The 15,637-nt window shown below is 66.0% G+C and carries 13 protein-coding genes, 1 tRNA gene and 1 pseudogene; 9 read left to right on the forward strand and 6 right to left on the reverse strand.

Annotated elements, in window-relative coordinates; all coding sequences use genetic code 11:
• Positions 1-31: 31 nt before the first annotated feature.
• On the reverse strand, positions 32-508 hold the full coding sequence (locus U4960_RS04230; RefSeq protein WP_324262335.1) for a DUF3422 family protein: 477 nt from the start codon (positions 506-508) through the stop codon (positions 32-34).
• A gap of 208 nt (positions 509-716) precedes the next feature.
• On the opposite strand from U4960_RS04230, the gene U4960_RS04235 reads away from it, so the two are divergent.
• Positions 717-1,178: a ferritin-like domain-containing protein gene (locus U4960_RS04235; protein ID WP_324262336.1), complete on the forward strand. Its 462-nt coding sequence runs from the start codon at positions 717-719 to the stop codon at positions 1,176-1,178.
• A 10-nt stretch (positions 1,179-1,188) separates the two neighbouring features.
• Here the strand turns inward: U4960_RS04235 and U4960_RS04240 are convergent, their stop codons facing one another.
• From U4960_RS04240 to U4960_RS04250, 3 genes are all read right to left on the reverse strand, one after another.
• Positions 1,189-2,304 carry an ATP phosphoribosyltransferase regulatory subunit gene (locus U4960_RS04240; protein ID WP_324262337.1) on the reverse strand — a complete coding sequence of 372 codons (1,116 nt, stop codon included), beginning with the start codon at positions 2,302-2,304 and terminating at the stop codon, positions 1,189-1,191.
• Positions 2,305-2,332: 28 nt separating this feature from the next.
• The gene (serA, locus tag U4960_RS04245) at positions 2,333-3,919 is read right to left on the reverse strand and encodes a phosphoglycerate dehydrogenase (RefSeq protein WP_324262338.1); all 1,587 of its coding nucleotides are present in this window, start codon (positions 3,917-3,919) and stop codon (positions 2,333-2,335) included.
• 137 nt (positions 3,920-4,056) lie between these two features.
• Complete coding sequence (locus U4960_RS04250) at positions 4,057-5,184, reverse strand: phosphoserine transaminase (RefSeq protein ID WP_324262339.1); 1,128 nt, start codon at positions 5,182-5,184, stop codon at positions 4,057-4,059.
• 165 nt (positions 5,185-5,349) lie between these two features.
• On the opposite strand from U4960_RS04250, the gene U4960_RS04255 reads away from it, so the two are divergent.
• Positions 5,350-6,501: a glycosyltransferase family 4 protein gene (locus U4960_RS04255; protein ID WP_324262340.1), complete on the forward strand. Its 1,152-nt coding sequence runs from the start codon at positions 5,350-5,352 to the stop codon at positions 6,499-6,501.
• A gap of 1 nt (position 6,502) precedes the next feature.
• Here U4960_RS04255 and U4960_RS04260 read toward each other — a convergent pair whose 3' ends face one another.
• A complete protein-coding gene (locus U4960_RS04260) occupies positions 6,503-6,928 on the reverse strand; it encodes a hypothetical protein (RefSeq protein ID WP_324262341.1) in 426 nt (141 codons plus the stop codon).
• 133 nt (positions 6,929-7,061) lie between these two features.
• Here U4960_RS04260 and U4960_RS04265 point away from each other — a divergent pair, with 133 nt between their 5' ends.
• The 7 genes and pseudogenes from U4960_RS04265 to U4960_RS04295 all read left to right on the forward strand — a co-directional run bounded on the left by U4960_RS04265 (position 7,062) and on the right by U4960_RS04295 (position 14,300).
• Positions 7,062-8,375, forward strand: a complete 1,314-nt coding sequence (locus U4960_RS04265) for a replication-associated recombination protein A (RefSeq protein WP_324262342.1) — start codon at positions 7,062-7,064, stop codon at positions 8,373-8,375.
• Entirely contained in the window at positions 8,375-9,259 is an 885-nt protein-coding gene (locus U4960_RS04270) for a hypothetical protein (RefSeq protein ID WP_416379132.1), read from the forward strand. The genes U4960_RS04265 and U4960_RS04270 overlap by 1 nt, the downstream gene beginning before the upstream one ends.
• A gap of 52 nt (positions 9,260-9,311) precedes the next feature.
• Positions 9,312-9,387: transfer RNA gene (locus tag U4960_RS04275), tRNA-Thr, on the forward strand.
• A gap of 155 nt (positions 9,388-9,542) precedes the next feature.
• Positions 9,543-10,580: a Fe(3+) ABC transporter substrate-binding protein gene (locus tag U4960_RS04280; protein WP_324262344.1), complete on the forward strand. Its 1,038-nt coding sequence runs from the start codon at positions 9,543-9,545 to the stop codon at positions 10,578-10,580.
• A gap of 20 nt (positions 10,581-10,600) precedes the next feature.
• Entirely contained in the window at positions 10,601-12,160 is a 1,560-nt protein-coding gene (locus U4960_RS04285; protein ID WP_324262345.1) for an ABC transporter permease, read from the forward strand.
• Positions 12,115-13,203 carry an ABC transporter ATP-binding protein gene (locus U4960_RS04290; protein WP_324262346.1) on the forward strand — a complete coding sequence of 363 codons (1,089 nt, stop codon included), beginning with the start codon at positions 12,115-12,117 and terminating at the stop codon, positions 13,201-13,203. The genes U4960_RS04285 and U4960_RS04290 overlap by 46 nt, the downstream gene beginning before the upstream one ends.
• Positions 13,204-13,304: 101 nt before the next feature.
• A pseudogene (locus U4960_RS04295) lies at positions 13,305-14,300 on the forward strand (SDR family oxidoreductase).
• 386 nt (positions 14,301-14,686) lie between these two features.
• On the opposite strand, the gene U4960_RS04300 reads toward U4960_RS04295, so the two are convergent.
• Positions 14,687-15,635, reverse strand: a protein-coding gene (locus tag U4960_RS04300) for an IS630 family transposase (protein ID WP_324262347.1) whose coding sequence is annotated in 2 segments (ribosomal slippage) — positions 14,687-15,296 and positions 15,295-15,635 — 951 coding nt in all. Because the reading frame shifts where the segments join, the coding sequence is not laid out codon by codon here.
• Positions 15,636-15,637: the final 2 nt, after the last annotated feature.

Here is a 15,637-nt window from a genome sequence, read left to right on the forward strand (position 1 = left end):
AAGCCAAATTAGAATGCACTGACCCTTCAGTTCAGATGCGGATAGTGCCGCCGACCATCGAACTGACCATTTCATCGCTGTTAAGGTTCAGCTGCGGCAGCAGCGTTTCCACGTCGCTGTCATTGGCCGCCAGCCATACGCGCGTGCTGCGGACGATCTTGCCGGGCAGGGCTTCTGCCCATTCGATGGCACTGGCGATCTCGGCATCGGTTGCTGGATCTAGGAAACCGGCCTCATCACATTCCTTGACGAACAGGGTCAGGCTGCTGCCTTCGCTGTGGCGCTCCCAGGCGAAACGGACCTTGTTGCTCAGCCTGCCTTCGCGGTGCGATGGGTTGTCGTTCGGCTGGGGATCGCTGCGGCTTTCGATCGCGGCCAATTCGCCCGTCCGCTCGCTGTCGTCGAGCACCAGTACCCATTGGATCACATGGCAGGGTACGGGGAGCAGCGGCCACCGGCGCAAATGCATTTCGCCGACCGCCCGCAGCCTGAGCTCGTGATTCTCCATGCCGGCCCGCTTCCCCCCAGATCCTTCTCGCAAACCATAGCATAGAACGCCGCACGTCAACTGCCTCTCTGTGAAGAGTGCGCGCGCAGCATGGGAACCGAGGGCAAGCTACATGGTGCGGTGTTCCGAGAAAGGAACCAATTCAGGTCTCGCTTCTTTGATTGGGCAGGCTGCCGTTCAACGCAGCACCCCCAGATGGAGAGAACCCATGCATCATGACAACAACCGCAGGCTGCTCGAAACGCTGATCGATACCGTGTACGATTCGCTCGAAGGCTATCGCCGCGCGAGCGAGACCGCGCGTTCGCCGCAGATCAAGGACGCCTTTACCCAGCAGATGGCCCGTCGCCGCGACACGCTCGACCGGCTGAACCAGGAACTGGTCCGTCAGGGTGGAGACCTGGTCACCAAGGGCACACTTACCGGCACGCTCCACCAGACCTGGCTGGCGATCACCGACCTGTTCGGTGATGACGACAAGACCGCGGTTGAGCGGGTCGAGGAAGGCGAGGATTACCTCGCCGGGAAATTCGAGGCGGCGCTGGAGGATGACGACCTGACGCCCGAAACCCGGGCGGTGATAACCGCTGCCTATGCCGAAATCCGCGAGGGCGAGCGGCTGGCCGACCGGCTCAGCCTGATGGCTCAGGGCACCTTCGGCCGGGACTGATCGGCGTGTGCTATTCGTGGTCCAGTGGCTGCACCTGCGTTCCGATGAGAACGTGGGTGCAGCCCAGCCCGGCTGGGTCTTCGCCTTTGGCCAACCCGGCAACCGTCCGCCAGCCTTCGCTGCGCAGCTGCTCCGCGGCGTCAAATTCATGGCCGAGCGGAAGGTAGATGGTGGGGCGGCGTTGGGGCGATTCGAGCGCTTCGATCAGTGAATCGAGATAGAGTGAGAAGCCGGTAGCCGGTTCCTCGCTGCTCCGTATGACATAGGTGCCGCCGCGACCCAGCGCGCCGCGAACGCCTTCGGCGTACAGGGTAAAACCAAACCAGCTCTGGTATTCGAACCCGTGCCGTTCGGTCGGATCAAGCGTGACGCGGGCATCAACTCCGGCGCGGGCGGCAATCTGTCTGAGACCCGCGATCCGGCTGGCCAGAGCGCCGCCTGCGTCAATCGCGGCTATCCGCTCGATCGCGTCGTCGAACGGGCCCGCCGCATAGAGCAATGGCAGGTAAGCGGCCCCGCCGACTTCGCGCAGGGCGCCTGCATCCTTCATGTCGAGTTCCCGCCGCACAGCGTCGACCTGCTGCGATGCCAGCGGAAGGGCCTGTTCGGCGAGGGTGTCGACCAGATCGGGCAGGGTGAAGTCGACCGAAATGCCGCTGGCACCGGCGGCGGCCAGAGCCTTGATTGCCAGTGCGACTACTTCGCCGGCCGCTTCCGGGCTGTCGCTACCGATCAACTCCGCGCCAAGCTGGAGTTTCTGCCGCGCCGGATCGAGCTGGTCAGCGCGAATCGTCGCCACCTCACCGGCATAGCACAGGCGCAGAGGCCGGGCGGCCCCGGCCAGCGAGGTCGCTGCGATCCGCCCCACCTGTACGGTCATGTCGCTCCGCAGTGCCAGCGTACGCAGGCTTGCCGGATCAACGAACCGGAACATGCGGCGGGGGGATACCCCGTCCATCCGGGTCGCCATCGAGCGTTCGAATTCCACCAGCGGCGGGCGGACCCGGTCATAGCCGTTGCTGTCCAGCACATCGAGCGCAGCCCGCATGGCGGCGGTCACCAGGGCGGCTTCGGCGGGCAGCCGGTCAGCCAGGCCTTCGGGCAGGAGATCGTCGGGATCGGTCATCACGCGCGGCCCCCTGCCCGATTGCTGATCAGAACTCCAGCGCCTTGACTACCTTCACGCCTTCGACGGCGCAGGCGGCCTTGACCAGTTCGTCCGGGATGGCTTGGTCCACGCTTAGCAGCAGCACCGCCTCGCCCCCGGCTTCGCGGCGGCCGAGATTGAAGGTGCCGATGTTGATGCCGTGCTCGCCCAGCAAGCTGCCGATCCGGCCGATGAAGCCCGGCGCATCCTGGTTGACGATGTAGAGCATGTGCCCCGCCAGTTCCGCCTCGATCCCGATGCCGAAGATCTCCACCAGACGCGGGTTTTCCGCCCCGAACAGCGTGCCGGCCACCGAGCGGTCGCCTTGGCTGGTCGCCACTGTGACGCGCAGCAGGGTGTTGTAAGCGCCGTCGCGTTCGTGCCGGATCGAGCGGACATCCAGCCCGCGCTCGCGCGCCAGGTACGGCGCGTTGACCATGTTCACGGTGTCGGAATACTGCTTCATCAGCCCGGCCAGCACCGCAGCCTCCAGCGGCTTGCCGGAAAGTGCGGCGGCTGCGCCTTCGCGTTCAATGCTGATCTGGGTCAGATTGCCGTGTGCCAGTTGCCCCACTAGCGAGCCGAGCCTTTCAGCCAGCGCCATATAGGGTTTCAGCTTGGGTGCTTCCTCGGCTGAAAGTGACGGCACGTTGAGCGCGTTGGTGACCCCCCCGGTGACGAGGTAGTCGGCCATCTGCTCGGCCACCTGAAGCGCCACATTGACCTGCGCTTCCGTGGTCGAGGCGCCAAGATGGGGCGTGCAGATGAAGTTCTTCGTGCCGAACAGCGGATGGTCGGGCGCGGGCGGCTCCTGTGCGAACACGTCGAGCGCTGCGCCCGCCACATGGCCGCTGTCGAGCATGTCCTTGAGCGCCGCCTCGTCGATCAGGCCACCGCGCGCGCAGTTGACGATCCGCACCCCCTTCTTGGTCTTGGCGAGGTTTTCCGCCGACAGGATATTGCGGGTCTGGTCGGTCAGCGGGGTGTGCAGGGTGATGAAATCTGCCTTGGCCAGCAGCGTATCGAGATCGGCCTTCTCCACACCCATTTCGACCGCGCGCTCCTCGGTCAGGAAGGGGTCATACGCAACCACCTTCATCTTCAGCCCGAGGGCCCGGCTCGCCACGATCGAGCCGATATTGCCCGCCCCGATCAGGCCCAGCGTCTTGCCGGTCAGTTCCACGCCCATGAAGTCGTTCTTGGGCCAGGTGCCAGCCTGCGTTCCCGCATCGGCAGCCGGGATCTGGCGCGCGACGGCGAAGATCAGCGCAATGGCGTGTTCGGCAGTGGTAATCGAGTTGCCGAACGGGGTGTTCATCACCACCACGCCCTTGCTGCTGGCATAGGGAATATCGACGTTATCGACCCCGATACCCGCGCGTCCGATCACCTTGAGGTTGGTCGCCGCGTCCAGGATCTCGCGCGTCGCCTTGGTGGCGCTGCGGATGGCAAGGCCGTCGTATTGGCCGATCACGGCCTTCAGCTCATCCGGCGTCATGCCCGGCTTCACATCGACATCGCAGCCGCGCTCTTCGAAAATGCGCGCGGCATTGGGGTCCATCTTGTCGGAAATGAGGACTTTTGGCTTGGTCATTTGAAGTCTCCCTCTCCCCTTCAGGGGAGAGGGCCGGGGAGAGGGGAACGCCTTCCCGGCCCTTGATTAGTTAAAACTATGAGGAGGGGCACCCCCTCTCCCGACCCTCTCCCCTGAAGGGGAGAGGCTATTGGACGTCAGACAGAAACCCGCGCGTAGGCCCAGTCGAGCCAGGGGCCGAGCGCCTCGATATCGGCGGTCTCGACCGTTGCGCCGCACCAGATCCGCAGGCCCGGCGGGGCATCGCGGTATCCGGCGATGTCATAAGCTGCGTCGTTCTCTTCGAGCAGCTTGGCAAAGGCCTTGATCATCGCTTCGTCTGCGCCTTCGACCGTCAGGCAGACGCTGGTGTTGGAGCGGCTGGCGGGATCAGCCGCAAGATGGCCGAGCCAGTCGCGTTCCTGCACGATTGTGTCGAGCGCAGCAGCATTGGCATCGGCGCGGGCTTTCATTGCAGACAGGCCGCCCAGACCCTTCGCCCATTCGAGCGCGAAGATGGCATCTTCCACCGCGAGCATGGACGGGGTGTTGATTGTCTCGCCCTTGAACACGCCTTCGGCGAGCTTGCCCTTGCTGACGAGGCGGAACACCTTGGGCAGCGGCCACGCAGGGGTATGGGTTTCCAGCCGCTCGACCGCGCGCGGGCCGAGGATCAGCACGCCGTGCGCGCCTTCGCCGCCAAGCACTTTCTGCCAGCTGAAGGTGAGCACGTCGACCTTGTCCCACGCGATGTCCTGCGCGAACACCGCGCTCGTCGCATCGGCGATGGCCAGGCCTTCACGGTCTGCCGCGATCCAGTCGCCGTTCGGCACGCGCACACCGCTGGTCGTGCCGTTCCAGGTGAAGATGACGTCGCTGTTCCAGTCGACCTGACCGAGGTCGGGCAACTGGCCATAGTCGGCGCGGATCACGGTCGGATCGATCTTCAGCTGCTTGACTGCGTCCGTCACCCAGCCTTCGCCGAAGCTTTCCCAGGCCAGTGTGGTGACGGGACGTGCGCCGAGCATGGTCCACATCGCCATTTCGACCGCGCCGGTATCCGAACCGGGCACGATGCCGATGCGGTGCGAGGCGGGAACCTCCAGCACTTCGCGGATCAGGTCGATGCAGTACTGCAGACGCGCCTTGCCGATCTTCGAGCGGTGAGACCGCCCGAGTGATTGCGTGGCCAGCTTGTCAGGGGACCAGCCCGGCGGCTTTGCGCAGGGACCGGAAGAAAAGAACGGGCGCGCAGGTTTGCGCGCCGGCATCAGGTGTTCAGTCATGTAGTCTCTCCTTACAGAGAGCTCGCGCGGCGTTGGGACCGCGTGGCCCGTCGGCCGCTCTAGTGTCGGGTTCCCTCCAGTCAAGTTGTAATGCGGTTGCAGGGGAAACGATCCCGCTTCGCTCCCTCTCGCCAAGCGCCGTTTTGCCGCCTAAAGGGCCACGCGATGCAGACGTCCGATCTCCGCATTGCCCTCTTCAGCGGCAACTACAACATGACGCTGGATGGCGCCAACAAGGCGCTCAATCGCCTGGTTGAATACCTGCTGCGACAGGGCGCAGCGGTGCGGGTCTATTCGCCCACTGTACCCGAACCTGCCTTCGCGCCGAAGGGCGATCTGGTCAGTTTGCCGTCTTTCGCCATTCCTGGCCGCAGTGAATACCGCATGCCGGTGGGGATCAGCGCAGCGACTCGCGCCGATCTGGAGGCTTACGCTCCCAACCTGTTGCATATCGCCTCACCCGACTTCAGCGCGCGGGCGGCGGTGCGCTGGGCAAAGGCGCGCGGCCTGCCGGTGCTGGCATCGGTGCATACGCGGTTCGAAACGTATCCTCGCTATTACCACATGGGCTTTCTGGAGGCACCGCTGGAAGCCTGGATCCGGGAACTTTACCGCCGCTGCGACGCGCTGGTCGCGCCATCGCAGAGCATGGTCGACACCCTGCGCGAACAGCGGATGCATCATGACATCTCGATCTGGTCACGCGGCGTGGACCGCGAGGTGTTCGCGTCGGACAAGCGCGACCTCGTCTGGCGCCGATCGCTCGGGCTCGCAGACGAGGACGTGGCGATTGTTTTCCTTGGCCGGCTGGTGATGGAAAAGGGGCTCGACGTATTCGCCGAAACCATGGCGGCGCTGCGCCAGCGGGGCGTGCCGCACAAGGTGCTGGTGATCGGCGACGGGCCGGCCCGCAAGTGGTTCGAGGCAAATCTTCCCGGGGGGATCTTCGCCGGTTTCCAGACAGGCGCTGATCTGGGCCGTGCGCTGGCCAGCGGAGACGTGTTCTTCAACCCCTCGATCACCGAGACGTTCGGCAATGTGACGCTTGAAGCGATGGCCTGCGGCCTGCCGGTGGTCGCCGCCGGTGCAACCGGGGCGTCCAGCCTGGTCGAGGATGGCGTGACCGGGCGGCTGGTGCCGCCTGATGGCGCAGAGGCCTATGCCGCTGCGCTTGCCCCCTATTGCACCGATTCCGCGCTTCGGAACGGCCATGGCGCAGCGGGCGAAGCGCGCAGCAAGCAATACGACTGGGACGCGATCAACCAAGCTGTGGCCGATACCTACCTGCGTCTGGTCTCCCCGCGCTGCGGGCGATAGGTCAGGCGAGCACGCCTTCGCGCCGCATCCTCACCGCGTACCACAGCGTGAACAGGGTCGTGACCCAGATCGTCGCGTCGAGCGCCGGGTTCGCCAGTTCTGCAGGCACCGTTGCCACGGCATAGTTGAACCAGGTCGTGCCGATCAGACCGATCACCGAAATGGCCGCTGAAACCACGGCCCAGCGGCTGCGCAAAAGCAGCAGCAGCGAAGTGGCAAATGCGCCCCAGATGCCCAGTGCCCATACGGCATTGGCCCACATGGGGAAGCTGTCGAACCAGGCGATCTGGTCCGGCGTAAGGCCGAGCGTATCCAGTTTGGCGAGCCGGGTCATCATGTAGCTCATCACTCCCACGCTGTTCCACAGCAGGGTGACGATGCCCACGGCCCAGAGATGCCAGGGCGCGGGGTGGCGTGAACGGTTCATGGCTTTGTCCTCTCTCCCGAGGCACGCTTTGTATCACTTCCGGCGCCGCGGCCCAACGCGATTGGCGATTGCCGGTTGTCTTTGTCTTCAAACCTTCGCTGCAATTTGCCCGCCGCCTGCCTATACAGTGACGATGAGCGACCTGTTTGCCGACACGCCCGTACCTGCGAAACCCGACGAGCCGCGCCAGGACGCTCCTCTGGCTGACCGACTGCGCCCGCGCCTGCTTGCCGAGGTCATCGGGCAGGAACACCTGACCGGGCCCGAAGGTGCGATCGGGCGCATGGTTGCAGCGGGCAAGCTGTCCAGCATGATCCTGTGGGGCCCGCCTGGCACGGGCAAGACCTCGATTGCCCGCCTGCTCGCCGATGCCGTGGGGATGCGGTTTGTCCCTGTCAGCGCAGTGTTTTCGGGCGTGGCGGACCTCAAGAAGGCCTTTGCCGAAGCCGACCTGGCGGCGAGGGCGGGGCAGAAGACCCTCCTGTTCGTGGACGAGATCCACCGGTTCAACCGCGCCCAGCAGGATGGCTTTCTGCCGTTTGTCGAACGCGGCACAGTGACGCTGGTCGGTGCCACCACCGAAAACCCCAGCTTTGCGCTCAACGCCGCCTTGCTCAGCCGGGCGCAAGTGCTGATTCTCGAGCGGCTGGACGAGCCGGCGCTGGGCCATCTGCTCGATCGGGCAGAGGAACTGGCAGGCCCCTTGCCGCTGACAGAAGATGCGCGCGCCGCGCTGGTCGCCAGCGCCGACGGCGACGGGCGGTTCCTGCTCAACCAGGCGGAGACGCTCTACAACGCCCGGATTTCCGAGCCGCTTGATCCCGCTGCCCTCGGCGCGTTCCTGCAGCGACGTGTGGCCGTGTACGACAAGGACCGCGACGGGCACTACAACCTGATTTCCGCCCTGCATAAATCGCTGCGCGGCAGCGATCCGCAGGCGGCGCTCTATTACCTGGCCCGGATGCTGACTGCCGGGGAGGAACCGCTTTACGTGCTGCGGCGGCTGGTGCGCTTCGCCAGCGAGGACATCGGCCTGGCTGATCCGCAGGCGCTGGTCCAGTGTCTCGCGGCCAAGGATGCCTACCAGTTCCTAGGCAGCCCCGAAGGCGAACTCGCCGTTGCACAGGCCTGTCTATACTGTGCCACCGCGCCCAAATCGAACGCGGCCTACAAGGCGCAGAAGGCAGCCTGGAAGAGCGCGAAGGAGACCGGCAGCCTGGCCCCGCCGGCCAATATCCTCAATGCGCCGACCAAGCTGATGAAGGATATCGGCTATGGCGAAGGCTATGCCTATGACCACGACGCGGACGAGGGTTTCTCCGGTGCGGACTACTGGCCCGAAGGCATGGCGCCGCAGACCTATTACACCCCGGTCGAACGCGGGTTCGAGCGCGAAGTGGCCAAGCGGCTGGAATATTGGGAACGCCTCAGGGCCGGCCGCGCGTGATAGGAGGCCGCTTCCGGCATTTCCTTGCCATTGACTGGTCCGGAGCGAGGGGGGAGCGGCATAAGGGCATCGCGCTTGCGCTGGCCCACGCCGATGGCGGCCCGCCTGTCCTGATCGAGCGCGCGCGTGGCTGGAGCCGGGCCGATGTCCTTGCCCTCCTTCGCCATGACCTGCCCGGTGATACGCTGGTCGGCATGGACCTGGGCATTGCCCTGCCATTTGCCGATGCCGGGGCATTCTTTCCCGGATGGGAAGAGAGCCCGCCCGACGCCCGCGCGCTGTGGGCGCTGATCGATGGCATCTGTGCCGGCGATCCGCATCTGGAGGCGGGCAGCTTCGTGCGCCATGCCGAGGCTGGGCGGTATTATCGCCACGGCAAGGGGGATGAGGGCGACCGGTTCCACTTGCCCGGCGCGGGAAATCGGGAAGGACGGTTCCGGATCGCTGAACATGCTCAGCGCGCCGCAGGTGTGCGGCCGGTCAGCAACTTCAACCTGGTCGGCGCAGCGCAGGTCGGCAAGTCCAGCCTGACAGGCATGCGCCTCCTCCACCGGCTGGATGGCTGTTTGCCGGTCTGGCCGGTCGACCCGTTGCCTGCGCGGGGATCGGTGCTGGTGGAGATATACACCTCGATCGCGGCGCTGGGCGGCGGAGCAAGGGGCGGTTTGACCAAGCTGCGCAGCTATGAGGCGCTCAATCGGGCGCTCATGGCGCTTGGCTCTCCACCAGTGCGGGGGGAGGGCGCACTGGACGACCATTCCTCCGACGCGCTGGTGAGCGCGGCCTGGCTGCGCCGGACCGGACCGGAACCGACCTGCTGGACACCGAACGGCCTGACTGAAGACGTCGCCCGCACCGAAGGCTGGACTTTTGGCGCGGTTTGAACGAAGGGCGCATCCACATTTTGCCCGGTCGGATGACCGGCTCCGGGCATGGGCCGGCTTAGCTCAGTTGGTAGAGCACCTGATTTGTAATCAGGGGGCCACGGGTTCGAATCCTGTAGCCGGCACCAGTTTCGACCAGAGGAAACCGTCCGGGGGACGGTTTTCCGTCGAAACTCCCGAGCGCAAGCGAAGCAGCACTTGCGCCAATTGCTTTTGCGAGTTATTCGCATGTAGCAATCCTGCAGCAGCCCGCTGGCTGCCGATCCCGCACCGTGAGGCTCACATGTTCAAGCGCACCACCCTTTCTCTCGCCCTTGCCTCGCTCGCAGTGGCGGGCTGTTCCGGCCAGGCCGAGGGCGATGGTGCCGATCAGGTGGTCAACCTTTACACCGCCCGCCATTATGACAGCGATCTGGCGCTCTACGAGCAGTTCACCCAGGAAACCGGGATCAAGATCAACTGGATCGAAGGCAAGCCGGATGAGCTGGTCGCGCGGATGAAGGCCGAAGGCGCCAACAGCCCGGCCGACCTGTTCATCACCGCCGATGCCGGTGCCCTGTGGCGGGCGCAGCGCGAAGGCCTGTTCCAGTCGGTCACCACCGACACGCTGACCGCGCGCATTCCGGCCAACCTGCGCGAGCCGGAAGGCAACTGGTACGGCTTCACCCGCCGCGCCCGCGTGGTCGCCTATGATCCGGCCAAGGTGAAGCCGGAGGAGATCGACGACTACGCTGACCTGGCCGATCCGCGTTTCAAGGGCCGGATCTGTGTCCGTTCGTCCGACAGTGTCTACAACCTTTCGCTGGTTGGTGCCCTGATCGAGGCCTGGGGTCCGGACAAGGCCGGGGACTGGGTCAAGGGTGTGGTCGCCAACATGGCCCGTCCTCCGGAAGGGGGTGATCGCGACCAGATCCGCGCCGTCGCCGCCGGGGTGTGCGACGTGGCCATTACCAACAGCTACTATTACATCCGCATGGCAAGCGGCGAAGACGCAGCTGACCGGGCCATCACCGACAAGGTCAAGCTGGCCTTCCCCAGCATTGATGGTGCTGGGACTCATATCAACATCTCCGGTGGCGGCGTGATCCGCAATGCGCCCAACAAGGCCAATGCGATCAAGCTGCTGGAGTTCTTCGCTTCCGCCAAGGCGCAGACGCACATCTCGGCCGAGAACAACGAGTATCCGGCCTCGCCTGACGTGCCGGCCCCGGCCCCGGTTGACGCCTATGCCGCCTTCACCGCCCACCCGATGGGCGTGGCCGCGTTCGCAGCCCGCCAGCCGGAAGCCCAGTCGCTGATGAGCGCAGCCGGCTGGCGCTGACCGAAGGCAGTTCGCTCCGCTTGACCCGCTTTTCGCCTCTGGCTGCCCTTGCGGCCATCGCGGGGCTGGCGGTCTTGCTGCCGCTGGCAGGCGTAGTGCTGGCCTCTTTCGGCTCGGACACCGCCGACATCGCCGGGCGGGATCTGGCGCGCTATGCCCTGACCAGCGCGGGGCTAGCGCTGGCAGTGGGGGCTTTCACCGGGCTGGCCGGAACCCTGTCTGCCTGGCTGGTGGTCATGCACCGCTTCCCCGGACGCGGGCTGTTCGCCTGGGCGCTGGCCCTGCCGCTGGCCATGCCGGCCTTTGCCATCGCCTATGGTTATGCCGACCTGTTCGACGTTGCCGGCCCCTTGCGCACGGCCTTGCGCGCTGCGACCGGGCAGGACCTGCCGTTCGAACTGCGCAGCATTGGCGGGGCGGCCTTCGTGCTGTCGGCCGCGTTTTACCCCTATGTCTACCTCGCCATGCGGGCGGCGTTCCTGAGTCAGTCCGGCAGTGCGCTGGAGGCGGCGCGGATGCTCGGGTGCAGCGGGCGGAGCGCATTCCTGCGGGTGGCCCTGCCGATGGCGCGGCCGGCGCTGGCAGCCGGGGTGGCGCTGGCGGTGATGGAGACCCTGGCCGACTATGGCGCGGTGCACTTCCTCAGCGTGCAGACCCTGACCACCGGCGTGGTCCGGGCCTGGTCGGTCTATGGCTCCACCGTCAGCGCGGCGCGCTTTGCCCTGCCGCTGCTCGCGGCGGCCGCGCTGTTGCTGTGGATCGAGCGCGCCAGCCGCCGGGGCCGGGCGCACGAATCCGCCCGCGCCCGCTTCCGCGAACTGGAGCCGCAGCCGCTCGGGCCGGTGGCGCGGTGGGGGGCGGCGTTGTTCTGCCTTGCACTGGTTGGCGCCGGGCTGCTGATCCCGGCCGGGTGGCTGGCGTGGAACCTGGGGACCTACACCCCGGACTGGACCCGGCTGGCCACCGCCATGCGCAACAGCCTGGGCTTGGGCCTTGCGGGCGCGGTGGTGACGGTCATGCTCGCCACCATGCTGGCGCTCGGGACCAAGCGTCTGCCGCTGATCGCGCGACTGGCGAGCCTCGGCTACGCCACGCCGGGGGCGGTCATGGCAATCGGCCTGCTCGCGCCTGCCGGGGTCATCTGGTCGATGGCGCCGGGATCGGGCATGGGCATCGCCCTCGTGCTGCTGGTGCTGGCCTATGCCGCGCGGCTGATGGCGGCGGCGCTGGAGCCGATCGACGCCGGGCTCGCCCGCGTCACCCCGTCGATGATTCAGGCCGCCCGCACGCTCGGCCATGGCGAGACCCGCGCTGCCTTTGCAGTGGAACTGCCGCTGGCGCGCGGGGCCATGCTCACGGCCGGGCTGATCGTGCTGGTCGACGTGCTCAAGGAACTGCCCGCCACCCTGATCCTGCGCCCGTTCAACTTCGACACGCTGGCCGTGATCGCCAACAACTATGCCGCTGATGAGCGGCTCGGGCAGGCCGGGCTGCCGTCGCTTTTGATCCTGGCATTGTCACTGCCTGCGGTTATGTGGCTGACCCGGCAGATTTCCGCTTCGGCGCCGGGCCGGGGCTAGTGGCGAGACCGGCGATGGACGCAACCGATCCGATCCTCGAGCTGTCTGCGGTGACGCGCCGCTATGGCACCGTTGCAGCGGTAGACGCGGCTGGTTTCGCGCTGCAGCGCGGGCGGATCGCCTGCCTGCTCGGCCCCTCGGGCTGCGGCAAGAGCACCCTCCTGCGGATGATCGCCGGGCTGGAACCGGTCGACGAAGGTACCATTCATCTCGCCGGGCAGGTGGTCTCCGCACCCGGCAGCCAGGCCGCGCCGGAGCATCGCGGGGTCGGGCTGGTGTTCCAGGACAACGCCCTGTTCCCCCACCTCGACGTGCGCGGTAATGTCGGCTTCGGGCTGGGCCGCCTGCCCCGCGCCCAGCGCGAGACGCAGGTCACCCGCCTGCTGGACCAGTTCCACATCGCCCATCTGGAGAAGAGCTGGCCGCACATGCTCTCGGGCGGGGAGCAGCAGCGGGTGGCGATCGCCCGGGCGCTGGCGCGCGAACCGGCGCTGCTGCTGCTGGACGAACCGTTCTCCGGCCTCGACGGCTCGCTCCGCGCCAGCGTGCGCGACGCCCTGCTGGCCGACCTGCGCCGCGCCGGGGCCACCGTGCTGGTGGTCACCCACGATCCGGACGAGGCAATGGCGATAGCCGACGACCTGGTGCTGATGGCGGGCGGGCGGGTGCTTCAGACCGGCAGCCCGGACGAATGCTATCGCCGCCCGGTCAGCGTGACCGCCGCCCACCTGCTGGGCGATCTGGTGCTCCTGCCGGGGCAGGTTGCCGCCGGGCAGGCCGAAACCGCGCTCGGCACCCATCCAGCCCCGGGCCTGCCCGATGGCCCGGTGCTGATCGGTCTGCGGCCCGAGGCGCTGTCGCTGATGCCGGGCGGCGTGCCGGCCACGGTCAGGGAGGTGCGCTTCGCCGGGCACGGCCACCGCTTGCGGCTCGACCTTGGCGGCACGGAGGTCATGCTCCGGCTGACGGGCACGCCGCCAACGGTGGGCGAGACAGTGGACGTGGGCCACGATCCGGCGGCGGTAAGGGTCTTTCCGGGCTAAGCGCAGCACCACGGGCACGGCTCGTCGCCCCCTGCCGGAACGATCGCATGGCAGGCCTATTGGTCGGGTATCAACCAACCCGAAGCCTATGGAGAGCCACCATGAAACTGAAGTCGCTTGCCGAGCAGACCATCGTCGTCACCGGGGGATCATCCGGGATCGGCCTTGCGACCGCGCGGATGGTCGCGCAGCGCGGGGCGAACGTGGTGATCATCGCCCGCAATCAGGAAGGGTTGGACAAGGCCGCCCAAGAAGTCCGCGCCGCTGGCGGACGGTGCGACACCATCAGCGCCGATGTCGGCAGCCGCGACGAGGTCAGGGCCGCTGTCGAGCAGGTGATCGAGCGCCACGGCGGCTTCGATACCTGGGTCAGCAATGCGGGCGTCGGCCTTTATGCCAAACTTGAGGAGCTGAGCGACGAAGACCATCGCCGCCTCTTCGAGACCAATTAATGGGGCGTGGTCCATTGTGCCACCGAGGCGCTGCCGCACTTGCGCGAACGCGGGGGTGCGCTGATCACCACCGGGTCGATTTCCTCGCAGATGCCCGCGCCCATCCTGTCCTCCTACACCGCCAGCAAATATGCCGTGAAAGGCTACATCGATTCCCTGCGGCTGGAACTGATGCACGACAAGGCCCCCATCTCGGTCACCCTGATCCAGCCGAGCGGCATCAACACCCCGTTTGGCGAGCATTCGCTCAACCAGATGGAAGACCGGTCGAAGGTTCCTCCCCCGGTCTATGATCCCGACATCGTCGCCGATGCGATCTGCCATGCCGCCGCGCATCCGACCCGCGACCTGATCGTGGGCGGGGCGGGGCGGGCGATGACTCTGCTGGCCACGCTGGCACCGGGGCTGGCCGACCGCGTCTTCGCCGCGGCCTTCTTCAAGACCGCGCGCGACACGTCCCGGCCCAAGCGCGAGGTCAGTGGCGGCTTCCATCACGGCGGCGGGCGGGGCGAGGTCTATGGCGACCAGGGCAAATGGATGCGCCGCACCAGCCTCTACACCACCGCCCGCACCCATCCCGTGATGGCGACAGTCGGCCTGCTGGCCGCAGCCGGGGCGACGGGATTGCTGCTTTCGCGGCGCTGAGAGGTGGCGCAATCCGAAGCCTCGGTTCGGTGTCCTTGAGGCTGGGCGCTGGTCCGGGGCGTCGGTGGGTCGGCGAGACGGATCATCGCCCATTAACCTACGGCACAGATCGGATTTATGGCCTGAACGAGCCTGTCCGTCGGGTCGCCGGCTCTCAACCATAATTCGGCCAATGCTTGAGGATCCTATCCCGGAGTAACCGGTTAACAAGCCCCCAGCCCTGTCCGCCCCTTGCCTAATTTAATAGTCTGAATATACGGAATAAATATCATTAGTATCAGTTAACCTGCGAGGGCGTGTCCGGGTAATGTCAATGCCTACATAATAACTAAGTGTTTATACTTATAGAATCTTCCCGGATCATGAAAAACTAGAGCAGAATCCGATCACTCTGGTTCGTATCCTGCGGCGGTGAAGTAATTCGCGCATTCTTCCGGTGTGAAGCGAGGAAGCGCGTCGCCGATGGCGTCCCAAAGCTCTGGGACCGTGCGGGCCGCGGCCTTGCGCAGGATTGATTTGAGTTTTGCGAAGGCGTTTTCGATCGGATTGAAGTCTGGGGAATAGGGCGGGAGGAAGAGCATCCGCGCACCTGCCGCTTCGATGGCTTCGCGAGCGCCACTGGCTTTATGGGCCGGCAGATTATCGAGGATGACGATATCGCCTGTTCGCAGTGTCGGCGCGAGCACCTGTTGCGCATAGGCGACGAACCATTCCCCCGTCATAGGTCCGTCCAGGACCATCGGTGCGGTCATACCGGTGAGACGCAGCGCGCCAGTGAAGGTTGTCGTCTTCCAATGGCCATGTGGAATTGGTGAGCGGCACCGCAGGCCACGCTTTGCTCGTCCCCGCAGCCGAGCCATCTTGGTTGTCGCGCCGGTCTCGTCGAGGAACACCAGCCGTTCGGGATCGAGATCAGGTTGCGCCCGGAACCACGCGCGTCGCCGCGCGGCAACGTCGGGCCGCTCCTGCTCGCTGGCGTGCGCCGTTTTTTTTGACGGTCATCGCGTGACGGTCGAGAAAGCGCCAGATCGTGCTCGGGGCGAAGGTCACGTTATGCTCTGAGCGAAGCAGTTCGGTCAGCTCGACCAGTGTCAGATCAACCTGACGGTCGATCGCCCCCAGAATGATGTCACGGTAGGCCTCGATCCGCTGAGAGCGTTTGTCGCCGCCCTGAGGCTTCGCACGTGTCGCCCCGCTTTCCCGCCACTCGCGAACCCAGCGCACTGCGCTGGCTACAGCCACTCCGAACCGCTGTGCCGCCGCTCGGCGGGAAAGACCACCATCAACCGCTGCGATCACACGACTACGCAGATCCTCCGATATAGACTTCGCCATGC

The sequence above is a fragment of the Altererythrobacter sp. H2 genome (genome assembly GCF_035319885.1).
Taxonomy (GTDB): domain Bacteria; phylum Pseudomonadota; class Alphaproteobacteria; order Sphingomonadales; family Sphingomonadaceae; genus 34-65-8.

Excerpts from the sequence above, each read along its gene's own strand:
- U4960_RS04230 (WP_324262335.1), bottom strand. The coding sequence starts at position 508 with ATGGAGAATCACGAGCTCAGGCTGCGGGCGGTCGGCGAAATGCATTTG.
- U4960_RS04240 (WP_324262337.1), bottom strand. The coding sequence starts at position 2,304 with ATGACCGATCCCGACGATCTCCTGCCCGAAGGCCTGGCTGACCGGCTG.
- serA (WP_324262338.1), bottom strand. The coding sequence starts at position 3,919 with ATGACCAAGCCAAAAGTCCTCATTTCCGACAAGATGGACCCCAATGCC.
- U4960_RS04280 (WP_324262344.1), top strand. The coding sequence starts at position 9,543 with ATGTTCAAGCGCACCACCCTTTCTCTCGCCCTTGCCTCGCTCGCAGTG.
- U4960_RS04255 (WP_324262340.1), top strand. The coding sequence starts at position 5,350 with ATGCAGACGTCCGATCTCCGCATTGCCCTCTTCAGCGGCAACTACAAC.
- U4960_RS04260 (WP_324262341.1), bottom strand. The coding sequence starts at position 6,928 with ATGAACCGTTCACGCCACCCCGCGCCCTGGCATCTCTGGGCCGTGGGC.
- U4960_RS04250 (WP_324262339.1), bottom strand. The coding sequence starts at position 5,184 with ATGACTGAACACCTGATGCCGGCGCGCAAACCTGCGCGCCCGTTCTTT.
- U4960_RS04265 (WP_324262342.1), top strand. The coding sequence starts at position 7,062 with ATGAGCGACCTGTTTGCCGACACGCCCGTACCTGCGAAACCCGACGAG.
- U4960_RS04235 (WP_324262336.1), top strand. The coding sequence starts at position 717 with ATGCATCATGACAACAACCGCAGGCTGCTCGAAACGCTGATCGATACC.